The 8,159-nt window shown below is 72.5% G+C and carries 7 protein-coding genes; 5 read left to right on the top strand and 2 right to left on the bottom strand.

The features are described 5' to 3' along the window. Position 1: 1 nt before the first annotated feature. From IE331_RS16680 to IE331_RS16330, 4 genes are all read left to right on the top strand, one after another. Positions 2–895 carry an AAA family ATPase gene (locus tag IE331_RS16680; protein ID WP_201931863.1) on the top strand — a complete coding sequence of 298 codons (894 nt, stop codon included), beginning with the start codon at positions 2–4 and terminating at the stop codon, positions 893–895. Continuing rightward, entirely contained in the window at positions 895–2,292 is a 1,398-nt protein-coding gene (locus IE331_RS16320) for a vWA domain-containing protein (protein WP_192144517.1), read from the top strand. Before IE331_RS16680 ends, IE331_RS16320 begins: the two co-directional genes overlap by 1 nt. A gap of 99 nt (positions 2,293–2,391) precedes the next feature. Further along, positions 2,392–3,645, top strand: a complete 1,254-nt coding sequence (locus tag IE331_RS16325; protein ID WP_192144518.1) for a YncE family protein — start codon at positions 2,392–2,394, stop codon at positions 3,643–3,645. An 82-nt stretch (positions 3,646–3,727) separates the two neighbouring features. Then, entirely contained in the window at positions 3,728–5,242 is a 1,515-nt protein-coding gene (locus tag IE331_RS16330; protein ID WP_192144519.1) for a potassium/proton antiporter, read from the top strand. 71 nt (positions 5,243–5,313) lie between these two features. Here the strand turns inward: IE331_RS16330 and IE331_RS16335 are convergent, their stop codons facing one another. Next, positions 5,314–5,838, bottom strand: coding sequence for a LytR C-terminal domain-containing protein (locus IE331_RS16335; RefSeq protein WP_192144520.1), 525 nt, complete (start codon positions 5,836–5,838; stop codon positions 5,314–5,316). Further along, complete coding sequence (locus tag IE331_RS16340; protein WP_192144521.1) at positions 5,838–6,134, bottom strand: type II toxin-antitoxin system VapB family antitoxin; 297 nt, start codon at positions 6,132–6,134, stop codon at positions 5,838–5,840. The genes IE331_RS16335 and IE331_RS16340 overlap by 1 nt, the downstream gene beginning before the upstream one ends. Positions 6,135–6,184: 50 nt before the next feature. Here IE331_RS16340 and IE331_RS16345 point away from each other — a divergent pair, with 50 nt between their 5' ends. Further along, positions 6,185–7,882: a helicase HerA-like domain-containing protein gene (locus tag IE331_RS16345; protein WP_192144522.1), complete on the top strand. Its 1,698-nt coding sequence runs from the start codon at positions 6,185–6,187 to the stop codon at positions 7,880–7,882. The last annotated feature ends 277 nt before the right edge of the window (positions 7,883–8,159 follow it).

The following is an 8,159-nucleotide window of genomic DNA, read 5'->3' on the forward strand; positions in this document are numbered from 1 at the left end:
GGTGACCTCCCCAGCGACGCCGGCCACCGACTGGTTCTCCTCACCGGCGGAGGCCCTGAGCCGCCTCGGCGAGCAGGGGTACCTCGGGGGCGCGGCGACCGGCACCACGGCGTACCTCGCGGGCGCCCTGGGCAAGCCGCTGCTCGTGGAGGGCCCGGCCGGGGTCGGCAAGACCGAGCTGGCGAAGGCCGTGGCCGCCAGCACGGGGGCGAGCCTGGTGCGGCTCCAGTGCTACGAGGGGCTCGACGAGGCGCGGGCGCTCTACGAGTGGAACTACAAGAAGCAGCTCCTGCGGATCCAGGCGGTTGGCAACGACACGGCCTGGGAGCAGACCCACGACGACATCTTCACCGAGGAGTTCCTGCTCACCCGGCCGCTGCTCGCCGCGATCCGGGCCGACGAGCCGACCGTGATGCTCATCGACGAGGTCGACAAGACCGACTTCGAGGTCGAGGGGCTGCTGCTCGAGGTGCTCTCCGACTTCCAGGTGACGATCCCCGAGCTGGGCACGGTCGCCGCGACCCGGCGGCCGTTCGTCGTGCTCACCTCCAACGCCACCCGCGAGCTGTCCGAGGCGGTCAAGCGGCGCTGCCTCTACCTGCACCTAGACTACCCCGACGAGCAGCGCGAGCGCGAGATCCTGCTCGCCCGGGTCCCGGAGCTGCCCAAGCAGCTGGCCGCCGAGGTGGTCGCGGTGATCGCCCGGCTCCGCGAGCTGGACCTGAAGAAGTCGCCGTCGATCGCCGAGAGCGTCGACTGGGCGCGCACCCTACTGGCGCTCGAGATCGGCACGCTCGACCCGGCCTCCATCGAGCGGACCCTGGGCGTCGTGCTCAAGCACGCCTCCGACCAGGACCGCGCCGCGCGCGAGCTCAAGCTGCACCGGGTCCCCTGATGGCCCTGCTCGACCGGCACATCGGGTTCGTCGAGGCGCTGCGCGGCGCCGGCGTACCGGTGTCGCTGGCCGAGGACATCGACGCCGCGACCGCGCTCACGACGGTCGGGTGGGGGGACCGCGAGACCGTGCGCGCGACGTACGCCGCGACGCTGTGCAAGCGGCAGGCGCACCGTGGCAGCTTCGACGCGCTGTTCGACCTGTGGTTCCCCGCGCTGGTCGGGGACGGGAGGACGGGGGCCGCCGACGACCCCGAGTACGCCGAGGCGGAGGGCCCGCGCGACACCGGCCCGGCGCTGGACGACTTCCGGGAGCGGCTGGTCGCTGCCCTGGCCGTGGAGGGCCAGGCCGGCCAGCAGGGTGGGCCGGACGCCGCCGCGGACCTCGCGATCGAGGCCATCGGCCGGTTCGGCGCGATGCCCGGCCGGGCCCCGGGCCTGTCGAGCTGGAGCGCCTACCAGGCCCTGAAGCGGATCGACGCCGACGGCCTGGTGGACCGGATCGTCGCCGCCCTCGTGGCCGGCGGCACCGACGAGTCGGCCGCCCAGCGGCGGGCCCAGAGCGGCACCGCGGCGTTCCGGCGCGCGGTCGAGGAGGACGCCCGGCGTCGCATCGCCGAGGAGAAGGGCCCGCAGCACGTCGCCGAGACGGCATTGCGGCCGACCGTCGACCGGATCGACTTCCTCGGGGCCCGGCGCGGCGAGCTGGAGGACATGCGCCGCCAGATCCACCCGCTGGCGCGGCGGCTGGCCACCCGGCTCACCCAGGAGCACCACGCGCACCGCCGCGGGCCGCTCGACTTCCGGCGCACGGTCCGCGCGTCGATGTCCACCGGCGGGGTGCCGATCACCACCCACCACCGGCCCAAGCGGCCGCACCGCACCGACCTCGTGGTGCTCTGCGACGTCAGCGGCTCGGTGGCGAACTTCGCCCAGTTCACGCTGCTGCTCGTCTACGCGCTGCGCGACCAGTTCACCAAGGTCAGGGCGTTCACCTTCGTCGACCAGGTGCACGAGGTGACGGCGTACTTCCGACCCGGCGCCGACGCCGGCGACGTGCTCGCCGACCTCGCGGCCAGTGCCCGGCACGCGGCCCTGTTCGGCCGGACCAACTACGGCCGCGCGTTCGCGAAGTTCGCCGAGGAGCACGCCGACGCGCTCGGGCCGCGCACCTCGCTGCTCGTGCTCGGCGACGCGCGCTCCAACTACAGCGACCTCGGCGTCGACACCTTCGCCGAGATGGTGGAGGGCTGCCGGCACGCGTGGTGGCTGAACCCGGAGCACCGACGCAACTGGGGGAGCGGCGACTCCGCGGCGCTCGCGTACGGCGAGGTGGTGCCGATGGTCGAGTGCCGAAACCTGACCCAGCTCGGGGAGTTCGTGCACGACATCGTGTGATCGGACCGGCTCCGGCGGCGACACCAGCGACGGGTCGAGGTAACCGGGAGGCGGGACGGTCGTTGGTCCCTGCGAGCAGCCGTCTGCGAAAGGTCGTCCATGCGCCTCCGTCCCTCCCGCCTCGCCGCCGCGGTGGCGGCGCTCGTCGCCGGCACCCTCCTGCCGGCCGCACCCGCGAGCGCAGCCGGGGACGACCAGCAGCCGGTGGGCGACGTCCGCCCGGTCGTCTACGTCGGCAACAACTGGGCCGGCACCGCGGACCTCATCGCCCCCGGCTCGTTCCGGCGGCTGGCGCGGGTCGACATCGTGCCCGACAAGGCCGAGCGGCTCGCCGAGATCTGGGCCAGCCCGGACCGGCTCGCCTACTACCTGGCGATCCAGCAGGCGATCGGCGAGGGCAACGACCAGTACGTCGACGACATGTACTCCACCAACAACGGCAAGCGGCTGATCGTCTCCCGCCCCAGCTTCGCCGACGTGGTCGCGATCAGCCTGCGCAGCAAGGAGATCGTCTGGCGGTTCGCGGTCGACGGCTACCGCTCCGACCACATGGCGATCTCCCCGGACGGCAGGCGGGTGGCCGTCAGCGCCAGCACCGGGAACGTCGTGCACGTGCTGCGCACCCGGGACGGCAAGGAGGTCGGCAGCTTCGAGAGCGGCGGCTCCCCGCACGAGAACGTCTACTTCGACGGCGGCCGCAGGCTGCTGCACGCCAGCATCGGCTCGGTCTACACCCCGCTCGACCAGCCGGAGCTGGACGACACGAAGGACGAGCGGGTCTTCCAGGTCGTCGACACCGCCACCCACGAGGTGATCCGCACCATCGACGTCCGCAAGGCGCTGGACGACCGCGGCCTGGACCGGGTCAGTCATGCGGTCCGGCCGCTGACGCTCTCGCCGGACGCCCGGTTCGTCTACTTCCAGGTCTCGTTCTTCCACGGCTTCCTCGAGATGAACCTGCGGACCGGGAGGATCACCCGGGTCCGCCGGCTGCCGGACCTGGTGCCGGACACCCCCCGCGAGGCGTACCTGCTCGACTCGGCGCACCACGGCATCGCCATGAACCCGGACGGCACCGACCTCTGCGTGGCCGGGACCATGTCCGACTACGCCACCGTCGTGGACCGCCGGACGATGGAGCGGGGTCGGCTGCTCAAGGGCGGCGAGAAGCCCTACTGGGTGACGCCGAGCGCCGACGGCGAGCACTGCTACATCTCCTGGAGCGGCAGCGACACCGTCTCCCGGATCTCTTACCGCACCGGCCGGATCGACGACACGGTGCCGGTCGGCGACCACCCGCAGCGGATCCGCAACGGCTTCCTGGCACGGGGGTTCCTCACACACCTGCGCTGACGGATCGTGCTCGACGGACCGCTAGAATCCAGGGGCAGCAACGCCCGGTGAGTCCGCAGCACCCCCGACGAGAGAGGTGCCCTTGACGTTCGACGTCGAGCAGCTCGACACGTTCCTGCTGCTGGGCTCCGCGGTCACGTTGCTGGCGATCCTCGCCGTCCGCGTCTCGTCCCGGGCCGGTCTCCCCTCGCTGCTGATCTACCTCTTCATGGGCGTGCTCCTCGGCGAGGCCGGCTTCGGCATCGACTTCGAGGACGCCAACATGGCGCACGCGCTCGGCTTCGCGGCGCTGGTGCTGATCCTGGCCGAGGGCGGTCTGACCACGCACTGGGACGAGATCCGCCCGCAGATGCGCATGGGGGCGGCGCTGGCCAGCGTGGGGGTCACGGTCAGCGTCGCGGTGATGGCGGTCGGCTCGCACTACCTGCTCGGGCTCACCTGGGAGACCGCCGTCCTGCTGGGTGCGGTCTGCTCGGCGACCGACGCCGCGGCGGTGTTCTCGGTGCTGCGCGTGGTGCCGCTGCCGCGCCGGATCACCGGCGTCCTGGAGGCCGAGTCCGGGCTCAACGACGCGCCGACGGTGGTGCTGGTCACCCTGGTCTCCAGCGGCGCCTGGCTGGACCACGGGCCGCTCGCCATCGCGGGGATCATCCTGTTCGAGCTGGTCGCGGGCGTGCTGATCGGCCTGGCGATCGGCTTCGGAGGCGCCTGGGTGATGCGCCGCGCGGCGCTGCCCTCCTCGGGCCTCTACCCGCTGGCGATCCTGTCCCTCGCCGTGGTCGCGTACGCCGCCGGGTCGGCCGCGCACGCCTCGGGCTTCGCCGCCGTGTACGTCGCGGCGCTGGTGCTCGGCAACGCGGAGCTGCCGCACCGGCAGGCGACCAAGTCGTTCTCCGAGGGTGTCGCGTGGCTGGCCCAGATCGGGCTGTTCGTCATGCTCGGCCTGCTGCTCTCGCCCGGCCGGATCTCGCTCGACATCGTCGGCACCGCGATCGCCGCCGGACTGCTGCTGACCCTCGTCGCCCGCCCGCTGTCGGTGCTGGTCAGCGCGGTGGTGCTGCCGATGCCACCCCGCGAGCTGGCGTTCGTCTCCTGGGCCGGCCTGCGTGGGGCGGTGCCGATCGTGTTCACCACGATCCCGCTCTCCGAGGGGGTCGCCGGCGCCGCCAAGCTCTTCGACATCGTGTTCGTGATGGTCGTGATCTACACCGTGCTCACCGGCCCGACCCTGCCGTCCGTGGCGCGCCTGCTCCGGGTGGCCAGACGCTCCGAGCCCCGCGACCTCGACGTCGAAGCCGCCCCGCTGGACCGCGTCGCCGCCGACCTCCTGCAGGTCACGATCAGCCCGGTCTCCCGGATGCACGGGGTGGAGGTCGGCGAGCTGAGACTGCCGGCGGGCGCCTCGGTGGCGCTGGTGATCCGGAACACGGAGACCCTGGTGCCCGAGCGGCGTACCGTCCTGCGCCGCGGCGACGAGCTGTTGGTCGTGACGCCGCGCCGGGTGCGGCTGAAGACCGAGGAGCGGCTGCGACAGGTCTCGCGGGGCGGTCGGCTGGCCCAGTGGCTGGGCACCGACCCCGAGCCCACCGACGGCTGAGCCAGGGGCCAGCCGGGGCCGGTCGGGGCCGGCCATGGCCGGCGTACGGCTGGGCCGCGGGTGCGGGGCGGTCAGCCCACGTCGGCGGGCGGGCTGCAGATCGAGGTCGCCTTCTTGGCGGCCAGCTTGCGCTTGCCCTTCGGCAGCGACCCGAGGTCGTCGCCCACGAGCACCATGATCCCGGGGCCGAGGGCGTCCTTGTTGGTCTTGATCGGCGTGCCCTTGCCGAGGTGGGTGGCCACGAGGCGGGCGGCCGGGTTGACCGGGCCGTCGACCCACACCTGGGCCCGGACGATGCCGGTCTCGCGGGGGGCGTTGTCGCGCTCGGCGGGGACGAAGCCGCGGTTCTCCAGCGCGTTGCTGATCTTGCTCGCCTGACCGGCCCGCGAGCCGGCGTTGAAGACGCTCACCACCACGTCGCGCGGGCGCACCTTCTCGCCCTTGTCGACGTCGCGGTCCTCGCAGACGGGGGGCTCGGAGGCGATCGGGTCGTCGGGGAGCTCGGCCGTCAGCGCCCGGAAGCCCAGCAGCACCGCGACCAGGCAGAGCATGACCAGCACCCCGAGGGTGATCGCCGAGACGGCGCGCCGATCCATCAGCCCTCCATCACGTGGACGCGGGCGTGCAGGACGTTGCGCTGGTGCAGCGCGGCCCGCAGGGCCCGGTGCAGCCCGTCCTCGAGGTAGAGCTCGCCGCGCCACTCGACCACGTGGGCGAACAGGTCGCCGTAGAACGTGCCGTCCTCGTCCAGCAGGGTCGCCAGCTGCAGCGTGTCCTTGGTGGTGGTCAGCTCGTCCAGCCGGACCTGGCGAGGAGCAACGTCCGCCCAGGCGCGCGACGTCAGGCCGTGCTCCGGGTAGGGGCGGCCGTCGCTCACGCGCTTGAAGATCACGTGGCGACTATAACCAGCGCTCCACGGCGGGGGCTGGCTAGTGTTCCGTCATGACGACGACGCCCGCACCTGACTCCGGCGACGACCCCGCGGCAGACCCCCCGGCCGAGCGGGACCACGCCGAGCACCCGGTCGCCGAGGCGGCCCGCGCCGGCTACGACTTCGCCGGCCCGGCACTCGAGCTGGGCGGGCTCATGCTCGACGCGGACCGGCTCACCGACGTGCGGATCCGGATCCCGCTCGCGATGGTCAACCGGCACGGGCTGGTCGCCGGCGCCACCGGCACCGGCAAGACCAAGACGCTCCAGCTCCTGGCCGAGCAGCTCAGCACCCACGGCGTACCGGTGTTCGCCGCCGACATCAAGGGCGACCTGTCCGGGCTCAGCGTGCCGGGGGAGGGCGGCGACAAGGTCGCCGCCCGGGCCGAGAGTGTCGGCCAGGAGTGGGAGGCGACCGGGTTCCCGGTGGAGTTCTTCGCGCTCGGCGGCGACGGCACCGGCGTGCCGCTGCGGGTGACGATGAGCGCCTTCGGACCGCTGCTGCTCGCCAAGGTGCTCGGGCTCAACGCCACCCAGGAGTCGTCGCTCGGGCTGGTCTTCCACTACGCCGACAAGGCCGGGCTCCCGCTGCTCGACCTGGCCGACCTGCGCGCCGTCGTGCACCACCTGACCAGCGACGAGGGCAAGGGCGAGCTCAAGGAGCTCGGCGGGTTGTCGCCGGCCACCGCGGGCGTGATCCTGCGCGAGCTGATCGCCTTCTCCGACCAGGGCGCGGACGCTTTCTTCGGCGAGCCGGAGTTCGATGCCCGGGAGTTCCTGCAGACCACCGAGGACGGCCGCGGCGTGATCTCGCTGGTGGAGCTGCCGAACCTGCAGGACCGGCCGGCGGTCTTCTCGACGTTCCTCATGTGGCTGCTCGCCGACCTCTTCCACGACCTGCCCGAGGTCGGCGACATCGACAAGCCCAAGCTGGTGTTCTTCTTCGACGAGGCGCACCTGCTCTTCCGGGACGCCTCGAAGGACTTCCTCGACCAGATCGCGCAGACGGTGCGCCTGATCCGGTCGAAGGGGGTCGGGGTGTTCTTCGTGACCCAGAGCCCCACGGACGTCCCGGACGAGGTGCTGGCCCAGCTCGGCTCCCGGGTCCAGCACCAGCTCCGCGCACACACCCCGAATGACGCGAAGGCACTCAAGCGCACCGTGTCGACGTACCCCACCTCGGAGTACGACGACCTCGGCGAGGTGATCACCTCGCTCGGGATCGGCGAGGCGGTGGTGACGGTGATGAACGAGCGCGGGGCGCCCACGCCCGTGGCCTGGACCCGGCTCCCGGCCCCCGAGTCGCTGATGGCGCCTGCCGACCCGGCCGCGATGCAGGCCGCCGTCGAGGCCTCGCCGCTGTACCCGAAGTACGCCGAGGTCGTCGACCGCGACTCCGCCCACGAGAAGCTGGCGGCCCGGCTGGAGGCGGGCGCGCAGCGCGCCGAGGCCGAGGCCGAGGCCGAGGCCGAGGAGATGGAGGCGGCGGGGACGAAGGAGGCCGCGAAGGAGGAGGCGGCGAAGTCCGGAGGGGAGCGGGCGCCGCACCAGGCCGAGGCCGACCGGCTCTCCCGGCGCAAGCCGTCGTCGAAGCAGCAGCAGAAGGGCGGCCTCGTGGACGACGTCGTCTCCTCCCCGGCCTTCAAGGACTTCGTCCGGACCGCGGCCCGCGAGATCGCCCGCGGCATGTTCAGGTTCGGCCGCCGCTGACCCGCCTCCCCCTCCCGATAGTCCACGAACTTCGAGTCGCCGATCGGGGCTGTCAGCGACTCGAACTTCGTGGACTATCCGGAAAGGGGGGCGGAACGACGAACGACGAACGGCGCCGGTGGGGGCACCGGCGCCGTTCGAGGATGGCGGAGGATAGGGTGCCTGGGTTCACGACATAGGTCCCTACTGACACGTCCCACATGAGTCGCGACATCGGTCACAGTGCCTGGGCATGTCGAAAGCCCGGGTCGCAGTCCTGAAGGTCGTCACCAAGGAA

It is taken from the genome of Nocardioides donggukensis (assembly GCF_014842875.1).
In the GTDB taxonomy this organism is placed as follows: Bacteria; Actinomycetota; Actinomycetes; order Propionibacteriales; family Nocardioidaceae; genus Nocardioides; species Nocardioides donggukensis.

What these genes read in the sequence shown, in the direction of transcription:
- IE331_RS16320 (WP_192144517.1), top strand. Translation starts at nt 895, where the DNA reads ATGGCCCTGCTCGACCGGCACATCGGGTTCGTCGAGGCGCTGCGCGGC.
- IE331_RS16325 (WP_192144518.1), top strand. Translation starts at nt 2,392, where the DNA reads ATGCGCCTCCGTCCCTCCCGCCTCGCCGCCGCGGTGGCGGCGCTCGTC.
- IE331_RS16335 (WP_192144520.1), bottom strand. Translation starts at nt 5,838, where the DNA reads ATGGATCGGCGCGCCGTCTCGGCGATCACCCTCGGGGTGCTGGTCATG.
- IE331_RS16345 (WP_192144522.1), top strand. Translation starts at nt 6,185, where the DNA reads ATGACGACGACGCCCGCACCTGACTCCGGCGACGACCCCGCGGCAGAC.